Raw genomic sequence first — 26233 nt, 5'->3', positions numbered from 1 at the left:
TCACATCCGCCCGGCTACGGCAACACCGTTTTAAGGGGGCTAGGCTAGTCCGTCTCCCCCGTGGTCGGTGCGAACCGCTGCAGCAGGTACTGCATCAGGTAGTTACCCGCCGCCGTGCCCGCCGCCATGGCAATCACAACCGAAACCGCCGTGACCATGCTGGAGAGGCCGAACACCACGTTCGTATCAACCGTGAGCAGATACATGCCCCGGAAAAATTCCAGGCCCGGCAGCAGGAACGTCAGCGCCGGAATCGAAAAGATCGCCTGCGGCGCGTGCAGCCTATACGCCATATAGGTGCTGAACAGGCCAATCACAAACGCAGCCAGCGCCGTATTTGACCGGCCCGTACTCTCCCCCGTCAGCACCCAGTACCCGTAGTACGTGATCAGGCCCGCCGTGGTAATCATCAGCAGCCAGCCGATTTTCGCCACCTTCGTGTGCGCCGCCACGGCAAACGACGCGGTCGCCGCCAACATAAACACAGAAAAAGTGGCGGTATCGGACGGGACGAACTTCGTCTGCTCAATATCGATAGTGGGCCCGCCAAAAACCGCTAAGGCGCTCACCGCGCTGGCAATACCAATCACCAGCCCCAGGAAGCTCATACCTGTAGACACGAACCGCCCCGCAGAAGTAATCGGGAACCCATTAATCGCGTCCTGCACCGCAGACACCAGGCGGGATGTTGGCAGGAACATGATCAGACCCGCCGCAACCACCAGCGGCGCCGACAGCGGCGTATCCGGCCGGTGCAGCATCGACCCCTCACCACCGAGCAGAATCGCCAGGAACGTCATAAGCCCCGCACTGGCGGCCATCCGGAAGAACGCGGGCATCCCAATCTTCCGCAGCCACTGAATCAGCAGGTACACGGGCGTAAAAATAATACCCGCCGCCACCGCAGTCGCCCAGCCGCCGCCCAGAGCAACCGTAAGCGTCGAAGCCCCAAAAATATTCGCCAACCAGATCACCGCCGGCGGGTACGGTTTAGGGCGGTGCGTAATCTCACTCAACCGCAGATCCGCCACCTCAAGGGTGATGCCACCGGCTGTAATCTCGTGAATCAGCTCGTAAATGGAGGCCAGCGCCTCGTAGTTCTCCGTAGAAGAACGCACCACCCGCACCAGGGTGTGGGTGAACCTCTCATCCAGGCCCACGCGCTTCATAATGCGCGACTCCATGTACGTGTCCGGGTCAGAGGTGTAGTTAATCGTCACCGACTGGTTGGTAATATCAACCTCAACCGAATCCAGGCCGAACGCCGAAGAAACCGCAATAATAGCGGAATCCACATCCATGGCATCCGCCCCGTAATGGAACATCGCCTCAGCAAGACGCAGAGTGTAGTTCAAGGTGTCCCGGGCGTGCTCTTTCTCGCGGCGGAACGCCTCACGCGCGGCCTGCTCCTCCTTGCGGCTCTTGAGCGCAAACTGCCGCTGAGCGATACGGGCGCTGCCGCGCAGGGCGGGGCCCTCGGCGCCCGGACGCACAAATGACCGCAGGGTACGCACGCCCCAGCGCCCGCCCCCGCCGCGGCGCACCGTCGGCAAGGTGGTGGTCGGCTCCGACTTCGGGGAGGCGTACCCCTCTGGCGGCTCGGGATCCACCCCGCCGAACCGCTGGGCCGCCTGCGAATTCGGCACACGCGGGATCATGCCCGTCATCGGAACCGGGCGTGAAGGCGGGTAGGCCGCAGCCACCTCAGAGGATTCGGGGGTGGTTTCACCCGGCATCGGCTCGGGCACCAGCTCATCGTCAATGGAGACAGTCGGCATGCCTGCCTCATCCACCGGCAGCAGCTGCGTCTGCTCGGTGCTCGTCTCAACCCCGTGCGCCTGCGCCACCTCGTACAGTGCTTTGCGGGAGCTGCGGGAAGAATGCGCAAGCGCGTCCCGTAATTGCGCGTCGTTCACCTGGTTCAGCGACACAGCTGGCATGGGGTGCGCGTGCGGCTCATACCTTGTGGGGCGCGGTGTGGTGTGTGGATTATCGTGGGGTTCTGAACCGTCGTCGGTGGGACGGTTCCGCTCATCTGCCATAGGTGTCTCCGAAGTGTTTGGGCTGCGTACCTAGTCTAGCAAGCAGCACCTGTGCGTGAAACAAAAAACGCAGCAAAATTTAGTGTAAAAATTGCTGAGCGCAGCATACCCTCAGGGGCGGTGAGCTGGGTGATTAAACGCCCCGCCGCCGGTGACATGTCCGGCGGCGGGGCGTCTGAGTCGAATAAGACGGCTACACGTTATCGTATAGTCCGTGTTTACTCGGCGTCGTGGTCGGTCTCAAGGATCTTGACCAGAGTGTCTAGAGCCTCTTCAGCGCCTTCACCTTCGGCGCGCAGAACAACGACGTCACCGTGCTTAGCGCCCAAAGACATCAAGGACAGGATGGATGCTGCATCCATAGCCTCATCGGCGGGCTCACCCTTGGCCGCGATAGTAACCTCGACGGGGAGGTCGCCTGCTGCCTCAGCGAAAATAGCTGCCGGACGGGCGTGTAGACCAACACGGCTGGCAATGGTTGCTTCGCGCTCTGCCATAGTTTTCTCCTTTATGGAATAAGTTACGTTGCTTACTATTCTAGTGCAGACGGGTGGTTTTGTACCCGTATTTAGGTGATTCTACCGTAAATTTCCGCCCACTACTTAGGTTCATGATGACCCCATCAGGGGCGCATCGGCGGCTGCGGCTCTAACGCGGCCTCAACCCCCGATGCGTCCCGCACACCAGCGGGCGCTACTACAGGCCCAGCTCGTCCAGGATCGGCAGCTCTTCACGGGCCGCGGACTTCGCCTCAGCCGAAGAGATCTGCTCCAACGCCTTATTGGCGATGTGCCGCGCCTGCTCCAAGGTCACAGACTTCAGCACCGCGGCGACCGCCGGAATAGCGGCGGCGTTCATCGACAGGGTGTCCACGCCCAACCCGATCAGCACCACGGCCAGCGCCGGGTCTGAGGCAGCCTCACCGCACACGCTCACGTACTTCTTCTTGCCCGCGTTCACGGAGGCCCGCTTGGCGCCCTTGACGGTCAGCTTAATCATCTTCAGCACCGCCGGCTGCCACGGGTTGTTCAGGTGCGCCAAATCGCCCAGCAGGCGGTCGGCGGCCATGGTGTACTGGGTCAGGTCGTTCGTGCCGATCGACACGAAATCAACCTCGCCCAGAATTGCCTCAGCGTTCACGGCGGCGGCAGGGGTTTCCACCATCACACCGTGCACCGGCAGGTCTACCTCTTTGAGCATTTTCGCGAAGTTACGCGCCTCGGAGGTGGTTGAAATCATGGGGGCCATCACCCAAATATCGGCGTCTGACTCGTCGTACGCCTTCTTAATGGCCTCCAGCTGGCGGGTGAGCACCCCGGGTACGGTCCAGTCGGTGCGGAACCCGCGCACACCCAGCGCCGGGTTCTCTTCCTCTTTCACGTTCAGGAACGGCAGGGGCTTATCGGCGCCCGCGTCCAGGGTGCGGACCACAATATGTTTGCCGGGGAATGCGTCGAAAACGGACTTGTAGGTTTGTGCCTGCGTCTCAATGCTCGGCTCGGCGTCATGACCGAGGAACCCAAATTCGGTACGCAGCAGGCCCACACCTTCGGCGTTGAGGCTCGCAGCCTTCTCAGCGGATTTGCCGTCGCCCACGTTTGCGTAGAGCTCCACCCGGGTGCCGTCGGCGAGCACGCCTTCACCGTCGAAGTCGGCGATAGGTTTGCGGTTGGCGTACTTCTCGGCGGCTTGACGGTCGGCATCGGTCGGTTCGGTGTCCACTATGCCTTCGTTAGAATCCACGTATACGACGGTGCCGTCGGGGATTTCGGTCACGCCTTTAGCCGCCACAATCGCGGGAAGGCCCAGCCCGCGTGCCAGGATCGCGGTGTGCGCCTGCGGGCCGCCGTCGGAGGTGATCAGGGCGATCACTTTCTCGGGGTCTAGGGTTGCGGTATCGGCCGGGGCCAGGTCAATGGCGGCGAGCACAAACGGCTCATCCGAGAAGGGGATGCCGGGGGCCTGCTGGCCGGTGAGGTCGGCGACAATGCGGGCGCGCACATCGTGGATGTCGGTTACACGCTCAGCCATGTACCCGCCAAGGGCAGCCATCTGGTCAGCGAAGGAGGTCGCGGCCTCCCAGATAGCGCGTTCGGGGGCCATCTCCTGGGTCTCAACCAGTTTAATGGCGCTCTTAATAAGCGCACGGTCGGTGGCCATCTGGGAGGTGGACTTCAGCACGGCCTTACCGTCACGCCCGGCGTGCTCGGCGCGGGAAAGCAGGTCTTCCTTCACGCGCTGGGAGGCGTCTTTAATGCGCTGGGATGCTGCCTCAATGGTCTCGCCGCTCAGGCGCAGCCCGTCTTTAGGTTCCTGGATAGGTTCGGGCATCTGTTTGACGGGACCAATCACGCGTCCGGCGTAAACACCAACGCCCTTATAAGTAGTCATGAGGGTATTTTCCTTAGGTTGAAGTTGTCTTCAAGTGTAGCGTGTTCTACGTCTTAAGCCGCGACCTTCTCGGCCTTTGATGTAGCGCCGATCGATTTCAGCACCAGGTACACCAGCGCCGAAAGCAGGGTTCCGGCAGCTACCGCCACCAGGAACATCAGCACGTTATTGCTCAGCAGAACAATCCAGATACCGCCGTGCGGTGCCGGGGAGGCCACATGCGCACTCATGGAGATAGCACCCGCGAGCGCACCGCCCACAACGGAGGAGGAGATCACGCGCAGCGGATCCGCCGAAGCGAACGGGATAGCCCCCTCGGAGATGAAGGACGCACCCAGCAGCCACGCGGCTTTGCCGTTTTCCCGTTCGGGTTCGGTGAAGAGTTTGGGGCGCAGGGTGGTGGCCAGCGCCATGGCCAGCGGCGGAACCATACCGGAGATGATGACGGCCGCCATGATTTCCTGGTTCACGGCACCGCCGTTTGAGAGGCCGGTAGTAGCGAATAGGTAGGCCGCCTTATTAATGGGGCCACCCAAGTCGGAGGCCATCATAGCGCCCAGGATCAAACCAAGAACAAGGGAGGAAGTGCCCGACATTGACGTCAGCCAACCCTGCAGTGCAGACATAACCCAGGCCAGGGGTGCACCCAGCAGCAGATACATGACGGCACCCGCTATGAGGGAGGTGACAAGCGGGGTGATTACCACAGGCATCATGGAGCCGAGCCAGCGCGGCAGTTTTAGTGTTCCCAGTCCGTAGGCAACCACACCGGCGAGGATACCGCCGACAATACCACCGAGGAAGCCAGCTTTCACGGTGACCGCCACGGTACCGGCGATGAAGCCCGGGGCGATACCGGGCCGCTGCGCCAGACCGTACGCAATGTAGGCGGCGAGCGCGGGCACCATCAGCTCAATACCGAAACCGCCAATAGTGTGCAGCACCACGCCCAGGTACAGGGTCCAGTGGGTGCCGTTGAGATTAAAGAGAGAGGAGTTCTCAAGAATACTCTTCCGGGCGGCCTCATTCAGGTCCCCCAGGTTTGGTGTGGTGACTGCCTCAAGCATGAAGCCCAGCGCCACAATAATACCGCCCGCAGCAACGAACGGGATCATGTACGACACACCGGTCATCACGGCCTTGTAGATGCGCGTACCCCACGAGCCTTCAACGGCGGAGGAGCTGTCCTCAGCGGTGGAGGTAGCCGCAGCCACGCGCTTACCGTTGGGGTTCTCGGCCTCGGCCAGGGCCTCATTCAGCATGGCTTCGGGCTCGTCAATACCGCGTTTAACCGGGGACTCCACGTAGGGCTTACCGGCGAAGCGGTTGCGGTCGCGCACGTTCACGGAGACCGCAAACACCACGGCGTCGGCTTCATCAATATCGGCCTGGGTGAGGGTCTCATTACCGGAGGAGCCCTGGGTTTCGACTTTGAAGTCGTAGCCGAGGTCTTCTGCCGCGTATTTGAGGGCGTCGGCGGCCATGTAGGTGTGGGCGATGCCGGTGGGGCAGGCGGTGACGGCCACGATTTTCTTTTTCGCGGCTGCCGGTGCGCTGTCCTCACCGGCGGGTTCAGCCTGTGCCGCTGCCTTTGCTTCGGTGGGCTCCGCTTTCTTGTCGCTGCCTTCAGCGGAGGTACCGCCCTGAGAGCTGGCGGTACCGGCTGCCGGTGCGGCCGCAGAGTCTTTCGTAGCAGAGTCTTTCGCTGCGGTGCTCTTTGCGTCTTTTTTCGCGTTCCCGCCGCCGAGCGCCCCGGAGACCAGTTCCACGATCTCTTCGGGGGTTTTTGCCTCGCGCAGGGATGCGGTGAATGATTTCTTCATGAGCGAGCGTGCCAGGGTGGAGAGCAGCTTCAGGTGCGCCTGGTCTGCCCCGTCGGGTGCGGCGATGAAGAAGATCAAATCGGCGGGGCCGTCTTTCGCCCCGAAGTCCACGGCCGGGTTGGGGCGGGCCATGGCTAGGGTGGGCACGGTGACTGCCGCCGAGCGGCAGTGCGGGATGGCGATACCGCCGGGGATGCCAGTGTCGGTCTTGGATTCGCGTGCCTTCGCATCAGCGTACAGCTGGTCGAAATCATTGGCGCGCTCAGCCTTCACAATGGTGTGGGCTAACCGTTCAATAACGTCAAAACGTGAGTCACCAAGGTTCTCATCCAGCAGGACGAGCTCCGGTGCGATGAGTTCAGACATGTCTACTACCCTCCTTGGGGGTATGTGTGTTGTGCGCCGGGTTGGGGTTGCATGGGGTCCGCTCCGGCTGGGTGTTGTTTGATATATAGGGTGAAAACTCTTCGTATTCTGTTATTGGAATATTCTGACGTGTGGGTTTACCTGCATTGAACGGTGTTAGACCGCCAGGGTCTGCACGGTAACCTTCTGCGGGGTGGTCGCCTCAAGGGCGGGTACGCGCGTGCCCGGAAGGGAAGCAGCCGCAGAACCGTGCGCAACCGCCTGCACCAGCGCATCCTGCGGGGAGGCCCCGCGCTCGTGAGCGATCAAAAAACCCGCCAGGGAACAGTCACCGGCACCGACCGTGCTGCGCACCGTCACGGGTTCGTGCTTAGCCCACCAGGCACCTTCAGCGCTAATAAGCACCGCGCCTTCCCCACCCAGGGTAGCCAGCACATACCGGATACCCTGATCCACCAGGTGCCGGGCGGTGCGGGCGGTCAGTTCGGGGCTGGCCTCAAGCTCACGCCAGTTATCGGATCCCGTCAGCTGCGCCAGCTCCTCAGAATTCGGCTTAATCAGGGTGGGTTTATGCTCCCCGCGCGCGGTGGCGATAAGCGGGGCCTCAGAAGTATCAACCGCGATATTGCCGGTAAACCCGGCCGAACGCAGCTTACCCACCAGCTCGGCATAATAGGAGGCGTCCAGCCCAGGCGGCAGTGAGCCGGCCAGCACCACCCAGTGCGCCTGCTGCCCGTCGTTCACCGCGCACGCGCGTTCCACCACCAGCTGGTCTAGAGCCTGGCGCAGTTCGGCGGTGAAATGGGTTCCGGGGGCGTTTAGTTTGGTGGTGGTACCATCCGGGTCTACCACGGTAATATTTGACCGGATTGGCTCACCTGTGGGCAGGCTCGCGTACTCCACGCCTACCTCGCGCAGTCCGGTCAGCACCGGGTCGGTGGCCTCACCGGGGATAACGGCAAGGGTCGGAACGTGGGATACGTGCAGGGCGCGGGAAATATTTACGCCCTTGCCGCCGGGGTCCTGTACGGCGCCGGTTGCGCGCTGCACAGCCCCGTGCGCCAAGGGCGCGCCAAGCTCAATAGTGCGGTCCAAACTGGGGTTAGCGGTCAGGGTAATAATCATGCGATAATCACCTCCACACCGGCCCCCTCCAGCGCCTGAGCCAGCTCTCCCTCGGGTGCACGGTCAGTAATCAGCGTGTCAATATCCTCAAAATCGGCGAACCGCACCAGCGACTCGTTGCCGAACTTCGCCGAATCGCACAGCAGCACCACGCGGCGGGCCGACTTGCAGATAGCGGTCTTCACAATCGCCTCGTTCATGCCGGGGGTTGAGACACCGAACTCGGAGCCAATACCGTTAGCCCCAATAAAAGCGATGTCGGGGCGCACGGTGGAGAAATAGTTCGCGGCGCGCGCACCGATGGCGGCCCACGTCATTTTGCGCAGCTGACCGCCCACCAGCTCCATGGTGATGCCCTCAGCCTCAGCGAGTTTCACCGCAATGTGCAGGGCGTGGGTAATAATAATGCGGTCACTACCGGTTTTGAGGCTAAAGTTCTCAGCCCCTATCTGATCCGCCAAAATCTCAATGGTCGAACCCGCATCCAACACAATAGAGCCCACCTCGGAGTCGCGGAGCATGTTGTACGCTTTCGTGGCGATACGCCGCTTCTCGGGGGTGTTCATGCCCTGCCGCGAGGCGATAGAGGATTCAAGGGAGGTGGACTGCTCCACCGTTACGGCACCACCGTGTACACGGCGGAGTTTGCCTGCTTCTTCGAGGGCGGCCAGATCGCGGCGCACGGTCTCCATCGTCACGTCGTAGCGGCGTGCGAGTTCCGCGCCGTTGACGCGGCGAGCCGACGCTACAAGCTTCGCGATTTCAGCGCGGCGTTCTTCAGCGAACATAGGTGTTCTTCACTTTCGGTCGGGGCGGTAAAGGTAGGTGGCAGAGGCGGCCCATTCCGGCAAGAACAGTCACGCGCTCCTGGCTGGTTTCAAGCTGTAACCCATTGCAACAGCCCTGTACTTGATTTTATGTGGGTTTCTGTGGGCACGTCAATAGAACCCACCCTAAGGCTCACATATATGACGAAATTTCGCTAGAAAAACCACATTAGGGGTGGCTTCCACCGGCACACCGCCCGGTGCACCCGGTCAGGAAACCACACCCAAGAACCAGCCAGCAGCCGCCCCGATACGCCGCTACGGCCTACCCGAAACTGCGGCCCCTTCAGGTTCAGTGGTGCGCCGCTGCAGCCGGCCCCATACGGCGGCACCGGCACGCACCGCAAGCACCCCCAGCAGGGTGCCGGTGCCGTTCATCAGCACATCCGACACATCCGCTGTACGGTTCGGCATCATATGCTGAATGCTCTCAATGCCCAACGACACCGCGTACCCGCCCACCATAATGTACGGGTACGCCCTGCGCGGCAGCAGCAGCCCCAGCAGCACCCCGGACGGGAAAAACATCACCACATTCGCGGCCCGCTCAACACTCTCATAGGTGATGAGCCCCGGCAGCCACCCCTGGGCGTGGCCGCGCTCCAAAAACTCGCGCAGGCTGCCGCCGGCCTCACCCGAATCAACGTGCACGGGCGCAAACACAATAGAACCCACCACACACAGGTAGGCCACAAACAGAACAATAAGAGCCCACCGCCACAGGCGTGCATAACGCGCAGAACGCGGCGGATAGGAAACAGCAGACGAATACGTGTGACTATCGGTGAGATGTTCAGCGCCCCGGAAGGTGACGGCGCCAAAAGCATCCCTGTTAGTCACCGAAATACCCCCGCGAATCCCAGGCAAACAGCCCCGCAATATCAACCTCAAGCGGTTGCGCGTTTGGTACCTCCTGCGTATGCTCATACCCCTGCGCCGCCGAAATAGCACGGCGAATCAGGCTGCCATGCGAAACCACCATCAGCCGCTCCCCCGGGTACTGGCGCACCACCTCACGCAGGGCACGCACCGCCCGCACATACAGGTCACGCTCCGTCTCCACCCCCGGGTAAAAACGGTCGGGGGCATCAGATTCATAGTCGGGAATGTTCTTACCCTCCGCAGCACCATACGCCCGCTCCACCAGCTCGGGGTACGTTTGGCTCACCGTGAGCCCAAAAAACTCCCCCACACGCTGCGCGGTTTCGTGGGCACGCGATAACGGGGAAGAAAGCACCCGGTCGTAGCTCAGCCCCATCTGCTGCAGCTTCGCCCCGGTCTCATGCGCCTGCTGACGCCCAGTCTCATTCAACGGAATATCGCTCACGCCCTGCATCAGCCGGTTCTTATTCCAGTCGGTCTGCCCGTGCCGAATCAGCGTGAGCGTGCCGCCAGCAAGACCCTCAGGCAGCGGCTCGGGGCCCACATCGCCCTCGCTGTGCGTGGCCACGTGCCGGTCAATCGCCGCATCCAGCAACGCCGTGGGAAGCTGCGTAATTGAGGCGTTCGGCGGGATCGGGTAAATACCGTCCACCGTCAGCGCCTCAGGGTGCTCATGTTCAAGAAGCACAGTCATGGTCACCGCAATCAGCATACCGTGCGTGGCCACCACAATATTCTTCCCCGGATGCGCCGCACGCACACGGTTAAACGCCGTCAAGGCACGCGCCACAAACTCCTCACGCGGCTCAACCGTCGGGTTCGCACCGCTGCGGGCATCCGCCACCAGCTCAGGGGTGGCCACCAGGCCCTCCAGCTCGCCGAAGCCGCGCTCCTGCAGGCCCTCATAGGCACCCAAATACGGCACCCCCAAGCCCTCAGCAATAATCTTCCCGCTCTCAACCGCGCGCACCAGCGGGGAAGACACCACCCCATCCACCGGCACACCGTCAGAGGCAAGGGCGGCGAACTCATTCAGGGCGCCGCGCACCTGCTCGCGCCCAGCATCGTTCAGCGGAATATCGGTATTGCCCTGGAAGCGGTGCTCAATATTCCAGTCAGTCAGCCCATGCCGCAGCATAAGGATACGCCCGGCAGGGTGCGTCTTAGCGCTGTGCTCTGCGGTGTTCTCCTGTCTGCTATTGTCCCGGTCGGGGGCAGCCTGCAGGTTCTGCGGAGGCTGCGCGGTTTCGGGGTGAGAGGCGCCGCTGCCGATCTGCGCGCCGTCAGAATTAGGATGTTGTAATGAGCCGTGAGTGATAGTCATGCCCTCAATTATGCATGAATTTCCTTCTAAAGCTTTGGTTTAAGTGAGAATTTGTGGGATTCTCACAGGCTGGCTTCCCCGCATACCTGTCCTACCCTGCGCGGCCCCAGCGGGCAGACACCACCGGCCAGAAGCCTTAAACCCACATCGTCAACACCTCAGTACTTCCCCACGTCATACCGTAGGGTGAGGACCCCGCCCCGGCGTCTCCACCCTAAGGATGAGATGCCGCCGAAAACCCCCGTACAGAAGGCGAAAATATCATCCCCCAGGGGCATAAAAACACCCCCTGCGCCCTGAAATACTGGGACTATGAACAACGAATACACCCCCAGCAACGGCCTAACCGCATCACCCTTTGCCCCCGCCGCCCGCGGCACAGCCCCCTCCACTACATACGCGTATGACGGGGCCCACCACAGCACGGCGCACACCGCACAGCCGAATGCGCCCCAGCATGCCCCAGCGGCCCGCCCGGGGCCACAATATGCCCCAGCACCACAAGCACCCCACGCGGGCCCCCCAGCCCCCGCCCAACCACCACACGCTTCCCCGGCTGCCCCCACCTCGGCGGCCGGGGCCGTACCGGCGCACCCCGTCCTGGACGCGCCGGTACCCACCGCTGCGGTGCCAGCTGCCTCCACCTCGGCGCCTGGCACCGCAGCACCCATTATCTCCGCACGCTCAGTCACCAAAACCTACGGCCCCAACACCGTACTGCGCGGGGTATCCCTCGACATCTACCCCGGCGAATCCGTGGCCATTATGGGACCCTCCGGCTCCGGGAAAACCACCCTGCTGCACGTGCTTTCGGGCATTATTAAGGCAGACGCTGGCACCGTGCACATCACCACTCCACACCCCGGGGCAGGCCCAAACACGGTAGATCTGAGCTCCCTCACCGAAAAACAGCGCACCGCCCTGCGGGCTGGCAGCTTCGGGTTCATCTTCCAGCAAGGGCTGCTCGTACCCGAACTCACCACCGAAGAAAACGTGGCGCTCGCCGCCATGCTCGCCGGAGGCGGCCGCGCACAGGCGCGAGTAGCCGCCGTTGACCTGCTCACCAAGCTCGGGCTCGGCGACAAACTCCAATGCCGCATCGGTGAGCTGTCCGGCGGGCAAGCCCAGCGCGTGGCTATCGCCCGCTCCCAGGTGACCGGCGCGCCCATCACCTTCGCCGACGAACCCACCGGCGCACTCGACACCACCACCGCCCACGAAGCCATGGCGCTGCTGCTGGCCCTCATCCCGCAGCAGGGCAAAACCCTGGTGATCGTCACCCACGACCCGCAGGTGGCCCAGCGGTGCTCACGAATCATCCACCTGCGCGACGGGCAGATTGTGGAAGAGGCACGCCCCGCAGACCAACCCGCCGCACACGCCACCGCACCCGGCAGCACTGAAACCGCCTAGAAAGGCCCTAGCGATGCAGACCTTCAAACTTCTCGCACGCCGCACCCTACCCACCTCACAGGCAACCCTGCCGGTGCTCGCCTTTGCCGCATCCGCAGCGCTCTTTCTGCTGATCGCCGGAGGTATTCATGCCTTCTACCTGTGGCTGGGTGGGGACGCCAGCACGGCCACCTCGGTCGAGGCAGGTTCCGGCACCAAAAACACGGCGCACACGCTGCAGCCGCTGTACCTGATGCTCGCCTGGGTCAGCGGGTTCCTGCTGCTCACCCCGCTGTTCACGCTCGGGGCCTCCGCGGCACGGCTGAGCGCGCGCCGCCGCGATGACCGCCTGGCAACCCTGCGGCTGCTGGGGGCATCCACCCGGCAGCTTACCCTCTACACCATGCTCGATTCCGTGATCTACGCTGCGGTTGGGTTCGTGCTCGGGTTTATCGTGTACCTGATTCTGGTGCTGCCCTTCGGGATGCTGCGCTTCCAGAATATTCCGCTCGGCCCCGAAAATATGCTGCTGCCGTTGCCCATCGTGCTGGTCTGCGGGCTTGTGTGCCTGATCATTGCCGCAACCAGTTCGCTCTTTGGGCTCTCGAAGGTGACCATTAGCCCGCTGGGGGTACGCACCCGTTCGGATAAGCCGTCCTTGGGCAAACGCGCCCTCATTCTGGGCGGTGTGCTCCTCGTGGTGGGCTTCATCGGGGCGATTGCGTCCCAGGTCATCATGAATCTCGCAGCCGATTCGATGGGGGCGAACGGGTTTGTGCTGGTACTGGTAATTGCCATCATGTTTGGGCTGCCGTTCCTGCTCACAATGCTCGCCGTAGACCTGATCGGCGGGTTCGTGGTGGGCCTGTACGCCCGTATTCGGGTTCGCACCGCCCGCACCCCCGCAACTCTGCTGGCCTACCGCTCCATTTTGGAGTCGCCGCGCGCCGCCTGGCGGCAGGTCTCCGGGGTGGCCATGACCACGTTCATTGCCGCATTCATGGGGCCGATTCTGGGCATGATCAATTCCGCATCGGGTGTGGAAGAAGGCTCGGCGGAATCCTATCTCATTGGGGATATGCTTCAGGGCCTGGTGCTGGTGCTGTTCCTGTCCTACCTGCTGGTGGCGCTCTCGGCCCTGCTCAACCAGTCCGCCGCCATCTATGAGCGCGGATCGCTGTACTCCTCGCTGCGAATGATGGGTACCGAGGCTGCGGTTTTGAAACGTTCAAGGCGCATTGTGGTTTTTGGGCCGCTGCTGCTGGTGAGCTGCATGTCTGCGGCGGTGGCGTTGCCCCTGTTCGTGCTGATGCTTGGTTCGGCGCTCACCGGAACGGGGCTGCTATACACCGCAGCACTGGTATTTGGTTCGATTGCGGTGGGGCTGGGGCTGGTATTCGCAGCACTGGCGGCAACCGGGCCCGTGATGGAACAGATCAGCCGCAAGCCGGTCTCGGCGGTGTAGCGACTCCCCCCCCTGACAGCGAGAAGCGGGTTTTCAATCAAAAACCCGCTTCTCGCGAAGTTAACAAATACCTCTACACTGTAGGTAGTTGTAAGTAGTTTCTGCTCCGTACGGCCCGGATGCAGCACCTCCTCCCCCGTGGATCTCACAAGTTCCCACCCCTCCAGGCGGATGGCGTCCTCACGGGTTTTCTCATCCGGAATATCCTGCCCGCCCTGAATATTTGAGCGCCCCATCGACCTCCACAACGAGGAGCTTTTTTATGAGAGCCGCATCCGCCCGATAAACCCCTTGACCGCGCTCAGCGCTTCATGGACTCTGCCGTAGCTCAGACGCTCCCCAGCCTCTTCAGAGGAAACCGCATTATATGAACCGTTATAGTGCGTTTACGGATACCCTGCGTTGTTCCGCATTATTCCGCGAGAAACGGGTTCTGGGCTAAAAACCCGCTTCTCGCGGTTAAGGAAAGAGGACGTTATACCGCCGAGACCGGTTTACGGCTCACCCGCTCCATCACGGGCCCGGTGGCTGCCAACGATGCGAACACCAGACCCATACCCAGCACAATAGCAACCACAATCATGCCCAGTGACTGGAGCAGAAACCGTGGTTCCACGCCCGACCGAGCAATGAGACCGAACAGTACCAACGCCAACAGCCCTGAGAGCGTACTCACTAACAGCAGCGGGCCGAAAACCACGATGCGCCTCGACCGTTTGAGTACTGCTGCTTCGGTGCCCATCATTCGCAGGGAGGAGTACAGCGATCCGCGCTCATAGATGGCGGCGGACTGGTTGAGCAACGCTGAGAGTGCCACCAGCAGGTAGGAGAGGAACATGAGCAGGAACAGGCCCTGCCACATATCGTTCAGCAGTGTATCATCCTGCACGTTCCTCCTAGCCTGCGACGTGGATTCACGAAACAGCTGCCCCAGCACGGGGCCTATCAGGGCCGCAATGAATGTGGTCATGGCCACCCCGGAGACTTGCCGCCAGGCGGCGCGCGGCGACTCCAGAACCGCCCGCCACGCCAGCAGAGCTGCGGGGGTGCGGGCGATACGCACCCGAATCGTCGCGTACAGCCACACGGTAAAGCCGCCGAGCAGGTCCACCGCAATCATGCCCAGCACCAGCGGGAACACCACAATGAGGGTCAGAATCAGCAGCACAAACATCACAGACATGGCTGTCCCAAAAGTCCCATCGCTCACACTTGCGCGTAGGATCTCCAACACCAGCTGCGCCCCGATGAAGCCTAAGACCAAAACCATCAGGCCAGCGATGAGGAACACAATACCCGCTTTCGGTGCATTAGCGCGGGTGCGGACCCCCAGCGGGCTAATAGTCACCTTTGAGAGGCCAAACAGCGAACTCAACGCCGCAATCACCAGGCACCCCACATAACAGGCAAATACCAGATGCGCCGGCAGGATCATATTATGCGCCCCCAGCGGGGTGTCCAGAAAATGCAGCATCCCAAACGGAATAGTCAGCACCAGATAGAGCACAAAACCGATGAAGAACCCGACGGTCGCATAAATCAGCGCCTCAGCCACAGTGTAGAGCGTAATACGCCCCGTGGACGCGCCCAGCAGCCGCAGGGTCGCCAGGCGGTCATCGCGGCGGCGTGCGCTCAGCCGTGCCGCGGAGGCCCCGAGCGTGAACAGCGGGGTGAGCAGCAGGAACCCGCTGGCCCACGCGAGCAGAATATACGCCGACTGTAAGTAGTTGCTCGGGCGGCTCTGCGCCCCACGACCGGGCAGGCTCGGGTCGCCCAGCCACAGGTGAAACGCCTGAATACCGCCCGCTACCAGCAGGGTCAACGCCGCAGATGCCGCAAAGGCGAGCACCGGCATGACCGCCTGCGTGGTGGGTAGGGTGCGGCGGGCGAGCATCGTGAAGGTCTGCATTAGTGTGTACCTTCCTGCCGGGGCTGGGCGGGGTGCTGGCTGTCGTGCACGATCTGCCCGTCAAGCAGGTGAATCGTACGGGAACACTGCGCCGCAATATTCGGGTCGTGGGTGACGATCACCAGGGTTTTGCCCTGCTGCGGGATCAGGGCCAGCAGCAGGTTCATAACCTCCTGCGCAGTGGCAGTATCAAGCGCCCCGGTGGGCTCGTCGGCGAAGGTGATGGGCGCGCCGGTCACCTGGGAACGGGCGATAGCCACGCGCTGGGCTTGTCCGCCGGACAGCTCACCGATGCGCCGCTGAAGCATCGTCCCCAGACCCAGCTGGGTCAGAAGATGCGTCGCGGCCATGCTCGCCTGCTCACGCGATGTCCCAGCGAGCATAGCGGCAAGCGCCACGTTTTCTTCGGTAGTGAGTTCGGGTACGAGCAGCCCTTGCTGGAAGATGAACCCGAAGCTGCCAGCCCGCAGGGCGGTGCGCTGTTTCTCGGTGAGGGAGCTCAGCTCAGTAGGGGCGCCAACATGCGCGGTGTTGTGCGTGCCGGTGTTAATGTGCACGGTGCCAGCGTCTGCCTTAATAATGCCCGAAAGCACGTGCAGCAGGGTGGTTTTCCCGGATCCGGAGGGGCCCATAATGGCCACGGATTCGCCGGGGTAGATGTCGAGGGATACCCCGCGCAGTACGGTGTTGGGGCCGTAGGATTTGCTGAGGCCACGTGCAGAGATGACGGCCCCGGCCACTGGCGGCGGGTACGCACCGTACCCCTGCTGGGCGGGCGGCATGTCCGGGGTGGGTGCCCCGGTGTTTGGGGCAGGGTTGGCGTGGGCTGCCCCAGGATGCGGCTGCGGGTATGCTGCGGTGTGCTCTTCGGGGGCAGGCTGCGGGGGTGTGCCTGGGGCCGGGGGGTGTGTGGTTTCCGTGGGTTCAGGCGGGCCTGAACCGTTATGTGTGGCGGCCCCGTTGGGTGGTGTTTGGCCGCCGGTTAGGGGCTGCTCGTTCGGTGGGGCCGATGCGGCCACCTGGTGGCTGGTGTCCCGGTGGGTTGGTTTTTTGTCGGCGGCGTTGTCGGTCTGTTCGTGGGGGTATTCGTTTGCCATGTTTTCTAGTATCCCCCCGCTGCACCGAGGGGAGGGCATCCTGAAGCTGGCTATTTCCCGTGAATTTCCGCTTCCTCCTACTCTCACGGCATGCACTATACGTGGAATTCGAACGGGTTGAGAATATCGAGGCCCATACCCTGAAAATCTGCAACGTTACGAGTCACCAGCATCAGATGGTGTTCCCTGGCAGTGGCGCCGATCAGCGCATCGTATTCTGATTTCTTATGCGGCACGTGGAGTTCAGCGCAGGTGAGAGCAACCTCTAAAGAAACCGGCAGGATGCGCCCCGCAAACTCCGGCGCAAGCTCATGAGAGAACCATTGCTGCAGAATCTGAGCCTGGGCCGCATCTTTACGGGCACGCCGCAGGATTCCTGTGCGAATCTCCATCATGCTAATCACGCTGATATACACGTCGTTCACGTCTACGTGTTCCACCCAACGGCGCACCGAAGGATGCATTCTGCCCGAGCGGTATTTACGCAGTTCGGAGATCACATTTGTATCGGCAAGGTACACGGATTAGTTCTCCTCGCTGCCGAAAAAGTCGCCGTCTTCTGTGAAGTCTACCTCGCGGTGCGGGTTTGGGATGCTCGGTTCGCGGTCAATCTCAAAATCAATCTCGCCCGCCTCTGCCGACATGGTGGAAAGCGCATCCGCCAAGGAACGCCGAGGCTGCGGTTGGGTCAGTCGTTGATAGTCTTCAATACTCAAAATAACGTTGGTCGGTGTGCCGCGTTTGGTAATAAAGACGGGTTCTTCTGCGGCGAGGCGCAGGGCGGCACTGGCATTCTGATTAAATTCGCGTGCTGATACTGTAGTCGTCATAGTTTTCTCTCCCCCAAAGTCCAATTGTAGTAATGTTACTATATTTCTTATTTCCGTGAGCAGAGGATCTTGGCCCGAGAAGGTGAGAGAATCTCAGCTTCTCGGGCAATACCCGCTTTTGGCGGTTTAAAAATGTTTAAAAGCGAGGCAGCTCCAAGACATGAGAAGATGGGAGCATGTTTGAACACACCGTGCCCGATAATTGGTTCCCCCAATGCGCCGTTTTTGATTGTGACGGGGTTCTTCTTGACTCCGAGACAGCCTGGAACCGCGTGCAGCGCGAGCTTTTTCAGCAGTGGGGCATCCCCTTCACCCCCGACCTTGAGGAGCGGCTCACCGGGTTATCGGCGCACGATGTTGCCGCAGCCCTAGCCGAGTTCACCTACGCCGGTGATATGACCGACACCGCCGCGTACAGCGCACATGTGCAGGCCACCCTGGGGGAGCTGCTGGAGATTGAGGCTCAGGTGATCAGTGCCGGTGTTGAGCTTATCCCCGGCGCGCAGAGGTTCCTGGGGTACCTGAGTGAGCATATGCCGGTGGCGGTCGCTTCGAACTCCACGGCGCAGATTCTTGATGTTAAGATGCGCACATACGGGTACGCCCCGCTGGTGCGCACCTGGGTCAGCAGTGAGGATGTGCCGCACGGTAAGCCCGCCCCGGACATGTATATTGAGGCCGCGCGCCGTCTAGGATGTGACCCAGCGGATGCGCTCACTATTGAGGACTCTGCGGCTGGTGCGCAGGCGGCGCGAGATGCTGGCACGAAGGTGCTGATTTACGTACCGGATGGTGATACGGCCAGCGCACCCGCCGGGTACGGGTATTTTGAGTCGTTCACAGACCCGGCCCTGTGGGATGCGGCCCGCACCTGGGTTGCTGCACTTGAGAGGGCGCGTGCTGCGGAGGGTGCGCACAGCCCTGAAGATGAGCCTCCGCTGGTGGAGGCACACGCATGAGCGAGAACAACACCCCGGGCACCGGCATGAACCGCCCCGGCACCCCGCCGCCAGCGCGTAGGGAAAACAAAACGCAGAGCCGCTACGGGTTACGTTTCGATCAGATGGACCCGGAGGAGCTTGAATACTACCGCCCCTTCTGGGATGCCCCCAAGAACACTCGGGAGCACACCGTACCCGATGAGGTGTCTGCGGTACTGGCTGTCCGTGCCCGCCGCCGCCTTCTTAATATGATGGGGCTCATGATCTTGGCGGTGGGCCTGGCGATTGCGGGTGCCGGGCTGTTTGCGTCGGCCCTGCTCGCAACGTTTGCTGGCACGCTGCTGTCTTTAGCGGGTGTGGGGTGCTGGGTGGCGGTGCGCCGCCGCCTGTTCGCGGTGCTGCGTGCCCCCGGCGAGGAGGCGGTGCAGCGGGGTGAGCATTCCCGGTGGTGGCTGCTGCCGCATCTTATCACCGTGTTCGGGGTGGGGGCTGTGGTTGCCAGTTTCACCGTTGTTCCGGTGCTGTACGCGAATACCGGTGAGGATCTGCGCCGTAACTACACGGTCATGTGGGCTGAGATTGGGATGACTGCGCTTATCTTTGCGGGGCTGACCTACGGCATGCTGGCCCTTGCCGCCTACACTCAGAAGGATGAGGACGAGCGGGTGCTGCGCCCCACCGACTATGCTGAGCGTCAAGGCACTGAACCGCAGATTCCGCGGTACCGCCCGGGGATGCTTAACCCGCGCGATGACGATGACCGGTAGCGGCCCGCCGCCGATCCATCCCCAGCAGGCGGGGCCTGTTGCAGGCAGATGTGAGGGCTAAAACTGATGGCCCGTGAAACCTCATGTTTCACGGGCCATCAGTTTTTGTGTTTACGGGCTAAGGCTTACCCTCCTGTCCGGGGAGGGGCCAGCGCCCAAGCGGCGTTTACCGGTGCAGCACCCGCTTCGCCAGGGTGTTGCCGATGAACTGCACCAGCTGCACCAGAATAATAATGACCGCCACAACCAGCCAGGTGATCTGGTCCTGGAACTTCTGGTAGCCGTCCACAATGGCGACCTTACCCAGGCCGCCGCCGCCCACGTACCCGGCCATGGCGGACATATCGACCACGCCGATCACGATGAAGGTGTAGCCCAGGATCAGCGGCCCGAGCGCTTCGGGGATCATCACTGTGAACAGAATCCGCAGCCTGGAGGCACCCATTGCGCGGGCCGCCTCAACCACGCCCGGGTCGATGGAGACCATATTCTGCTCCACAATGCGCGCAATGGCGAAGGACGCGCCGAAACTCATGGCGAAAATCGCCGCGTTTAGGCCTAAACGGGTCTGTACCACCGCACTGGTGAGCGGGCCCAAGGCGGCAATCAGAATAATGAACGGGATGGGCCGCACAATATTCACCAGCACGTTCAGCACCGCGTACACGAAACGGTTCTGGTAGATATTGCCTTCACGGGTGGTGTACAGCAGAGCGCCCAGCAGCAGCCCCAGAAAACCGGCAATCACCATCGTGATTGCGACCATGTACAGGGTGTCGAAAATGGCGGGGACGAGGGTTTTGGGGATGAAAGTATCCCAGTTAACCGGCCTGGTGGAGGCCGCCAGCGGCGCAGTCGTCAGTAGTGCGTTCATTTAGCGCACCTCCTTCACGCGGGTCACAGTTTTCAGTTCGGCCGCCACAGCGTCAATACTGGTGACCTCCCCCAGCAGTTCGAGGGTGAGCGTGCCGTAGGCTTTACCTTGCAGAGTCTCAATACCGCCCTGGACGATATTGAACCGTACCCGCCTCTCACTCAGGTATGAGAGCACCTTGCCGAGCTTCTGGTTGCCCTCAATAATTTCGACATTCACCAGGTAGCCCTTGTGGTTTTTGCGCAGTTCGGCGGCGTCTTCACCGGTGGGAACCTGTTTGACGGTGGTGGCTACGAAAAGCTTGGCGACATCGGTCTGCGGGCTTGAGAACACGTCGTAGACGGTGCCTTCTTCCACCACGCGGCCGTTCTCCATAACGGCAACCCTATTGGCGATGGAAGCCACCACATCCATCTCGTGGGTGATGACGACAACAGTGATCCCCAGCTCCTGGTTCACTTTTTTCAGCAGGGCAAGCACTTCCTGCGTGGTTTCGGGGTCAAGGGCGCTGGTCGCCTCGTCTGCCAGCAGCAGCGCCGGTTTCGTGGCCAGCGCCCGGGCAATACCTACACGCTGTTTCTGCCCACCCGACAGCTGACTGGGGTAGTAGTTAGCGCGTTCGGTAAGCCCCACAAATTCCAGCATCTCCGCGACACGTTTTTTCCGAGCGGCTTTATCCCACCCGGCAACCTTGAGGGGGAACTCAATGTTCTTGGCCACGGTACGGGAGTTCATGAGGTTGAACTGCTGAAAAATCATGCCGATATTGGTACGGACTTTTTGCAGCTCCAGGTCACGTTTACCGGAAATTTCGAAGCCGTCCACGGTGAGTGTGCCGCTGGTGGTGGTTTCCAGGCCATTAATGAGGCGCACCAGGGTTGACTTTCCCGCGCCAGAATAGCCGATAATGGCGAATATTTCGCCACGGTTAACGGTGAGGGAAACGTCATCGACTGCAGTAACGGCTTTTTTGCCTTTACCGAAAACTTTGGAGACGTGCTCGATAGTGACCATGGGTGTCAGTGCATCCCTGGGGTCTATCTGTTCGCTCAATGTACGCTCTCTTTGCTGTGATAGTGGCTGGTTCGGTCGGATGCGCCTGCCGCGGGGTGTACCGGGGCGCATCCACCCGTCTACGGCAAAATGCGGTAAGCCGGGCACCCTGCGGGGTCGTTCCGGTTTACCGCTTCCGCCGTATGCTATCTTACTGCATTACACCTATTTCTTCAGCGCCGCCTCTTCGTTTTCGAGCGCTTTTTTCAGCTCGTCCTGGGAGAGATTCACCTCAACTGCGGTGTTCTTGGAGTCTTCCTTCACGGCGTCCTGCACGGTCTTGCTGTGGAAGATTTCAACGACTTTCTTGTAGGTTTCGTCGTTGACCTTATCTTTCTGCGCCACGAACAGGTTCACGTACCGGCGGGCGTCGGGGTTGTTCGGGTCGTCCTGGGCGAGCGCATCGGAGGGGTTCAGGCCCGCGTCCGCAAGGAAGGTGTTATTAATGACGGCAGCGTCCACGGAGTCCAAGGAGACCACGGTCTGTGCCGCATCTACCGGGGTGACTTTCACCTTGGATTTGCCGGTGTCAATATCATTGTGGGTGGGGGTGTGCACCTCTGATTTGAAGGTGACCAGGTTCTGGGCCTTCAGCAGCAGCAGGGCACGGGCCTCGTTCACGCTGTCGTTCGGGATGGCGATGGTGCCGCCCTGAGGGATCTCATCTACCTTCTTGTGCTTCTTGGAGAAGATAGCCATGGGGTAAATATTGGTAGAACCCACGATCTGCAGGTCTTTGCCGGAGCTAACGTTATAGTTTGCCAGGTAGGCGATGTGCTGGAAACGGTTCATGTCGTTATCGCCTGCGTCAACAGCCGGGTTGGGCTGGGCGTAGTCGGTGAACTCACTGTACTCAATGGTGATGCCCTGTTTGGCTGCTTCGTCTTTGAGCACCTGGTTCGCGGTTTCGTTACCAACCACGCCGATGGTGATCTTCTTGCTATCACCGTTACCGTTCGAGGAAGAACCGCAGGCGGCGAGGCTGAAGACAAGAGGTACAACTGCCAGTGCAGCAACAAATTTTTTCACGGCTATGAAACTTTCTGTTGTTTGGGTTTACGATGCGCCACCACGTGCACGGTTAAATTCCTGTGCGGGTGGTTCCCGGGGTTCCGGGAGGGGTGTTTACCCATTAGAGCATGCCCGGCGTACGCTCGGGTAGTCGAGGAATCACATGGCGACACACAGTGTCACCCTCGCAATATTTCGTAACATTTCGGCGATACCACACCGGGCTTTTAGCACCCGCTCGTTAACGGCTAAATCGCCGGAAAACCGGCGATTTAGCTATTACGGGGGCGTACCTCAGCGCCCTGCGGCTCTAGTGGCTGAATTCTTCGCTGTTCAGCAGTTGCTCGCGTACCTTGCGGCGCAGAATCTTGCCGAGCATCGACCGGGGCAGGTCGTCCACCGCCACAATCCTGCGCGGCACTTTATAGCGGGTCACGCGCGCATAGCAGTGCTCGCGCAGCGCATGTTCATCAACCGCGTGCCCTTCGGCAGGAATCACGGCGGCGACCACCATCTCTCCCCCGCTGGCCTGCGGGATGCCCACGACCGCCGCATCCGCCACGGAATCGTGCTGTTTCAGGGCGGTTTCCACTTCGGTGGGTGAGACGTTGAACCCGCCGGTAATGATGACTTCCTTAATGCGATCCACGATCTGAATGAAGTAGTCTTCGTCCAGGCGCACAATATCGCCGGTGCGCAGCCAGCCGTCAGCCGTAATGGTTTTCTGCGTGTCTTCCTCGCGTTTCCAGTACCCGGCGAAACATTGCGGACCGTAAACCCACAGCTCGCCCTCTTCGCCGAGCGGCACATCCTGAAGGGTTTCGGGGTCTACCACGCGAATATCGGTCGAGGGGAAGGGGATACCGATTGACCCGGCACGGCGCGTATCGTTGAGCGGATTGCATGAGACGAGCGGCGCGCACTCGGTCAGCCCGTACCCCTCAACCATGTACCCGCCGGATGCCTCCTCCCACTCTGCCACCAGCTCGGGCGGCAGGTTCATGGCACCCGAAACCGCATAGCGAACTCCCTGCAGCGAGATGCCCTGCTCTTTGGCGACATCCATCAGGCGGCGGTAGACCGGCGGTACTGCGGGCAGAATCGTGGGGCGGGTCTTCTTCATCGCCTTAATAATCAGACCCATATCGACGGTTGGGAAGAGCACCAGCCGGGCGCGGCACAGCGCCGCAATCGTTACGCCCAGGGTCATGCCGTAGGCGTGGAAGAGCGGCAGCACCGAGTAGATGCTCTCGTTATCGCTGGGTTTAATCCAGGCTTCGCCCATGCGCCCGTTCGATTCGAGGTTGCGGTGGGTGAGCATCACGCCCTTGGGCAGTCCGGTGGTGCCGGAGGTGTACTGCAGAAGCGCTATATCGTGGGCAGTGGGCCGTTTGAAATCGGGGTCGATCGGCGGGCTCTTGAGCAGCTGCGCCCAGCTGGTGGTTCCGGGGGCGGCTCCTTCGAGTTTTTCCCGGGATTCGCGCGCCTTTTTGACCGGCAGTTTGAGCGCCGCGCGGGTGAGGGCGGGCATCGCTTTAATAAGGTTCACAGCGTAAATATGTGCCGGTCTAATATCGTCGGGAAGGCCCGTAATATGCCCGGAAATCTTATCCCACACGATGGCGGCCTTCGCGCCGTGGTCCTCAAACATGTGCCGCAGCTCGGCGCCGGTGTAGAGGGGGTTGTGTTCCACGACGATCGCACCCAGGCGCAGAATCGCGTAGAAGGCAACAATATGCTGCGGACAGTTAGGCAGAATCAGGGCGACCCGATCCCCCGCCTGCACCCCAGCCAGACGCAGCCCTTCAGCGGCACGGTCGATCTGACTGCCAAGTTCGGCGTAGGTGGTGGTGGCCCCGAAGAATTCGAGGGCAATCTTATGGGGAACCTCGCGGATAGCATCATCAATCAGGTGGCTCAGCGAGGTCTCAGACAGGTGAACATCGGCGGCGACGCCGGGTGAATAATTTTTGAGCCAAGGGCGATGCGCCAGCGGGTTCTGCCCGGGCACATCCGGGGCGGCTATAGGGTTGTGTGCGTCAGTCATGTTCTGTATTGTGCCCTCTGCCGCCGCCCGGCTCAAGCCGCAAGGCCGCAATGGCAGATCATTGCCAGCAGGTTCACTGGATTCACCCAGACTCGCCCAATCCGCAGAGGGTGGGCGTGCAGTGTATCTTCTGGGATACTTAACGGTATGAGTCAGAATTACTCAGATGAGGATTTTAAGAAGCTGCTGCGTGAAATCTCTAAACGTTTCGCCATTGCCGGGCTGGTGGTTATCGCACTAGGCGCCGCCATTATCGGCTTCATGTACCTATTCTATGGGGGTATACATCAATGAGCCGCCACCAGCAACCGGCCGAGCACGGCCCCGTTTTTAAGCGCATGGTCGCCGGCGCCCCCTACAAGCCTGACGCCGAATGCCATGCCCTTTCTGACACCATCTATGAGGCAACCAAACTCTTCGAACAGTACTATGCGCGCAGTGAGCACGCCCAGGCGATGCACGTGCTCCGTGAGCACCTTGGTGCGTTCGGCACCGGGTCGTTTATGCGTCCTTCCGTGGCGTTCGACTACGGGGTGAACACGTTCGTTGGCGAGGGCTGCTTTTTCAATTTCAACACCGTGATTCTAGATGTGGCCCCCGTACGTTTCGGCGACGGCGTGCTGGTTGGTTCAAACACCCAGTTTCTCACCCCCACCCACCCGGTGAACCCTCAAGATCGTAAAGACCTGTGGGAGGGCGGGCTGCCGATTACCGTGGGCGATAACGTGTGGATCGGCGGCGGCGCAATCATACTTGGCGGGGTGAGTATCGGCGAGAACGCCGTCATTGGGGCGGGGTCGGTAGTCACGAAAGATGTGCCCGCCAATGCGGTGGTCGTGGGCAACCCGGCGCGCGTGGCGCGCACCGTTGGCCCCGATGAGCACCCGGCGCATCCGCACCAGTACAGTGCACAAAGTATCGCTGAGGCGCAGGCGTTCTACGACTCTCTAACAGCCAGCAGCGACTAGGCACCCACCAAACACACCAACCGCATCCCACCAGCAACCGACAGGAAACCAGGTTACGTGACCCCTAACGACCCGCACTCTCCCACGGGCGCACGGCCCGGCACCAAGGCCCGCCGCGCAGCTGAACCGTATCAGCAGGGACGCGATCACGGTAACACTCAGGGCCTTGCATATGATCATGAGCCCACCGTGGCGTTCGGTGACGATTTCGAGGCACCCCAACAGGCCCGCGCACCGCAGTATGACGATGATGAGCCCACGCTCTCCCTTGGCGGCCGGTTCCCTAACGGGCATGAACCCGCACCTGAACAGTTCGGCTCTTCCGCGCAGAACGCGGCGGGGCCGGGAGTGGATGCTGCCAGCGGCGACGAGGAGCTGGCCTGGCTTAATACCCCCACCACGGGCGCCCTCCACCCGGATGCTGCGCCCGCACCAGACCCGCACAACGCAAACCGCGGTGCTCCCCACGGCGGGCCCCCGGAACCTTTAGAGGCGTGGGAACAGCCCCCGGAAGGCGTGGTTGCCATGGCTCCGCTAGAGGCGCAGCGGGAACACTTCGGGCGTTTGCAGGTGTTTCCGGGGCTCATGGGGTGGATGGTCGCACTCTCGGCTCTCAGCTTTTTCACCTGGCTGGCGGAAACCATTATGGTTCTCCCCACGGGTACGCTCACGCACCCTATAGCCGAAACCCTGCAACGCTTTTCCGAGGGTGAGGCGGATGCGCTCACCTTTTTAATCACGGTGGGGGTGATCTACCTGTTGGCGTACCTCGCGGGAGGGTACACCGCCGGACGGATGGCACGGTTTGCGGGCGCTAAACAGGGCGTGTCGGTGTGCCTGTGGCAGATTCTTGGGTGTGCGACCGCCACGATTTTCACCTACGTCATGCCTCACGCGTTCTCCCCCGGCAGCTATTCGCCGCTGGCGGCCCAGCAGTTCTTTGGGGCGGGCACCATCAGCAACGGTATCCTGGCGCTTCTTAGCGTCATTGGGGTGTCGTTTCTGGGTGCTGTCCTGGGTGGGATGTGCGGCCGTATCTACCACCGCCGCGTGGAGAAATACCCCAAATAACGCCTCCCATAAGCGTATATGCCAAACT

General features: G+C 61.4%; 23 protein-coding genes. 7 read left to right on the top strand and 16 right to left on the bottom strand.

What is annotated here, in order from left to right:
* Positions 1–44 precede the first annotated feature (44 nt).
* From D8M41_RS08475 to D8M41_RS08440, 8 genes are all read right to left on the bottom strand, one after another.
* Positions 45–2042 carry a threonine/serine ThrE exporter family protein gene (locus D8M41_RS08475; protein ID WP_037286827.1) on the bottom strand — a complete coding sequence of 666 codons (1998 nt, stop codon included), beginning with the start codon at positions 2040–2042 and terminating at the stop codon, positions 45–47.
* 218 nt (positions 2043–2260) lie between these two features.
* Positions 2261–2539 (bottom strand): HPr family phosphocarrier protein, encoded by a 279-nt coding sequence (locus D8M41_RS08470; RefSeq protein ID WP_006887010.1) that lies wholly within the window; start codon positions 2537–2539, stop codon positions 2261–2263.
* A gap of 199 nt (positions 2540–2738) precedes the next feature.
* On the bottom strand, positions 2739–4433 hold the full coding sequence (ptsP, locus tag D8M41_RS08465; protein ID WP_023134334.1) for a phosphoenolpyruvate--protein phosphotransferase: 1695 nt from the start codon (positions 4431–4433) through the stop codon (positions 2739–2741).
* A 53-nt stretch (positions 4434–4486) separates the two neighbouring features.
* Positions 4487–6622: a PTS fructose transporter subunit IIABC gene (locus tag D8M41_RS08460; RefSeq protein ID WP_023134335.1), complete on the bottom strand. Its 2136-nt coding sequence runs from the start codon at positions 6620–6622 to the stop codon at positions 4487–4489.
* A 156-nt stretch (positions 6623–6778) separates the two neighbouring features.
* Complete coding sequence (locus tag D8M41_RS08455) at positions 6779–7747, bottom strand: 1-phosphofructokinase family hexose kinase (protein ID WP_023134336.1); 969 nt, start codon at positions 7745–7747, stop codon at positions 6779–6781.
* On the bottom strand, positions 7744–8535 hold the full coding sequence (locus D8M41_RS08450) for a DeoR/GlpR family DNA-binding transcription regulator (protein ID WP_023134337.1): 792 nt from the start codon (positions 8533–8535) through the stop codon (positions 7744–7746). Before D8M41_RS08450 ends, D8M41_RS08455 begins: the two co-directional genes overlap by 4 nt.
* A 297-nt stretch (positions 8536–8832) precedes the next feature.
* Entirely contained in the window at positions 8833–9414 is a 582-nt protein-coding gene (locus D8M41_RS08445) for a VanZ family protein (RefSeq protein ID WP_231375470.1), read from the bottom strand.
* Positions 9407–10780: a histidine phosphatase family protein gene (locus D8M41_RS08440; RefSeq protein ID WP_174232422.1), complete on the bottom strand. Its 1374-nt coding sequence runs from the start codon at positions 10778–10780 to the stop codon at positions 9407–9409. The genes D8M41_RS08445 and D8M41_RS08440 overlap by 8 nt, the downstream gene beginning before the upstream one ends.
* A 312-nt stretch (positions 10781–11092) precedes the next feature.
* Between D8M41_RS08440 and D8M41_RS08435 the strand changes: the two genes are divergently transcribed.
* Together D8M41_RS08435 and D8M41_RS08430 are read left to right on the top strand one after the other, a co-directional pair.
* Positions 11093–12193 carry an ABC transporter ATP-binding protein gene (locus D8M41_RS08435; protein ID WP_126926797.1) on the top strand — a complete coding sequence of 367 codons (1101 nt, stop codon included), beginning with the start codon at positions 11093–11095 and terminating at the stop codon, positions 12191–12193.
* A 13-nt stretch (positions 12194–12206) separates the two neighbouring features.
* Positions 12207–13637 (top strand): FtsX-like permease family protein, encoded by a 1431-nt coding sequence (locus D8M41_RS08430; RefSeq protein WP_126926796.1) that lies wholly within the window; start codon positions 12207–12209, stop codon positions 13635–13637.
* Positions 13638–14112: 475 nt separating this feature from the next.
* Here the strand turns inward: D8M41_RS08430 and D8M41_RS08425 are convergent, their stop codons facing one another.
* The 4 genes from D8M41_RS08425 to D8M41_RS08410 form a co-directional block, all read right to left on the bottom strand.
* Positions 14113–15546: an FtsX-like permease family protein gene (locus D8M41_RS08425; protein ID WP_006887007.1), complete on the bottom strand. Its 1434-nt coding sequence runs from the start codon at positions 15544–15546 to the stop codon at positions 14113–14115.
* Entirely contained in the window at positions 15546–16643 is a 1098-nt protein-coding gene (locus tag D8M41_RS08420) for an ABC transporter ATP-binding protein (protein ID WP_006887017.1), read from the bottom strand. The genes D8M41_RS08425 and D8M41_RS08420 overlap by 1 nt, the downstream gene beginning before the upstream one ends.
* A gap of 95 nt (positions 16644–16738) precedes the next feature.
* Positions 16739–17164, bottom strand: a complete 426-nt coding sequence (locus D8M41_RS08415) for a type II toxin-antitoxin system VapC family toxin (protein WP_006887047.1) — start codon at positions 17162–17164, stop codon at positions 16739–16741.
* Between the two features lie 3 nt (positions 17165–17167).
* The gene (locus tag D8M41_RS08410; protein WP_006887068.1) at positions 17168–17473 is read right to left on the bottom strand and encodes a type II toxin-antitoxin system Phd/YefM family antitoxin; all 306 of its coding nucleotides are present in this window, start codon (positions 17471–17473) and stop codon (positions 17168–17170) included.
* 176 nt (positions 17474–17649) lie between these two features.
* On the opposite strand from D8M41_RS08410, the gene D8M41_RS08405 reads away from it, so the two are divergent.
* Both D8M41_RS08405 and D8M41_RS08400 read left to right on the top strand, forming a co-directional pair.
* Positions 17650–18432, top strand: a complete 783-nt coding sequence (locus D8M41_RS08405; protein WP_006887002.1) for an HAD family hydrolase — start codon at positions 17650–17652, stop codon at positions 18430–18432.
* Complete coding sequence (locus tag D8M41_RS08400; RefSeq protein WP_006887062.1) at positions 18429–19181, top strand: Bax inhibitor-1/YccA family protein; 753 nt, start codon at positions 18429–18431, stop codon at positions 19179–19181. Before D8M41_RS08405 ends, D8M41_RS08400 begins: the two co-directional genes overlap by 4 nt.
* A gap of 166 nt (positions 19182–19347) precedes the next feature.
* Here D8M41_RS08400 and D8M41_RS08395 read toward each other — a convergent pair whose 3' ends face one another.
* The 4 genes from D8M41_RS08395 to D8M41_RS08380 form a co-directional block, all read right to left on the bottom strand.
* Positions 19348–20055 carry a methionine ABC transporter permease gene (locus tag D8M41_RS08395; RefSeq protein WP_006887028.1) on the bottom strand — a complete coding sequence of 236 codons (708 nt, stop codon included), beginning with the start codon at positions 20053–20055 and terminating at the stop codon, positions 19348–19350.
* Positions 20056–21069 (bottom strand): methionine ABC transporter ATP-binding protein, encoded by a 1014-nt coding sequence (locus D8M41_RS08390; RefSeq protein WP_126926849.1) that lies wholly within the window; start codon positions 21067–21069, stop codon positions 20056–20058. It abuts the gene before it with no gap.
* Between the two features lie 204 nt (positions 21070–21273).
* On the bottom strand, positions 21274–22137 hold the full coding sequence (locus D8M41_RS08385; protein WP_006887089.1) for a MetQ/NlpA family ABC transporter substrate-binding protein: 864 nt from the start codon (positions 22135–22137) through the stop codon (positions 21274–21276).
* A 292-nt stretch (positions 22138–22429) separates the two neighbouring features.
* Positions 22430–24166, bottom strand: coding sequence for a long-chain-fatty-acid--CoA ligase (locus D8M41_RS08380; RefSeq protein ID WP_006887025.1), 1737 nt, complete (start codon positions 24164–24166; stop codon positions 22430–22432).
* Positions 24167–24313: 147 nt separating this feature from the next.
* Here D8M41_RS08380 and D8M41_RS11695 point away from each other — a divergent pair, with 147 nt between their 5' ends.
* The 3 genes from D8M41_RS11695 to D8M41_RS08370 are packed head-to-tail and all read left to right on the top strand — an operon-like array spanning position 24314 to position 26205.
* Positions 24314–24460, top strand: coding sequence for a hypothetical protein (locus D8M41_RS11695; protein WP_006887003.1), 147 nt, complete (start codon positions 24314–24316; stop codon positions 24458–24460).
* Positions 24457–25134: a sugar O-acetyltransferase gene (locus tag D8M41_RS08375; protein ID WP_006887011.1), complete on the top strand. Its 678-nt coding sequence runs from the start codon at positions 24457–24459 to the stop codon at positions 25132–25134. The genes D8M41_RS11695 and D8M41_RS08375 overlap by 4 nt, the downstream gene beginning before the upstream one ends.
* Positions 25135–25191: 57 nt before the next feature.
* Positions 25192–26205, top strand: a complete 1014-nt coding sequence (locus tag D8M41_RS08370; RefSeq protein ID WP_006887096.1) for a YrzE family protein — start codon at positions 25192–25194, stop codon at positions 26203–26205.
* The last annotated feature ends 28 nt before the right edge of the window (positions 26206–26233 follow it).

The sequence above is a fragment of the Rothia sp. HSID18069 genome, from assembly GCF_003989155.1.
Classification (GTDB): domain Bacteria; phylum Actinomycetota; class Actinomycetes; order Actinomycetales; family Micrococcaceae; genus Rothia; species Rothia aeria.
The sequence above is the reverse complement of the archived record's forward strand: the minus strand, read 5'-3'. Positions and strand labels throughout refer to the sequence as shown.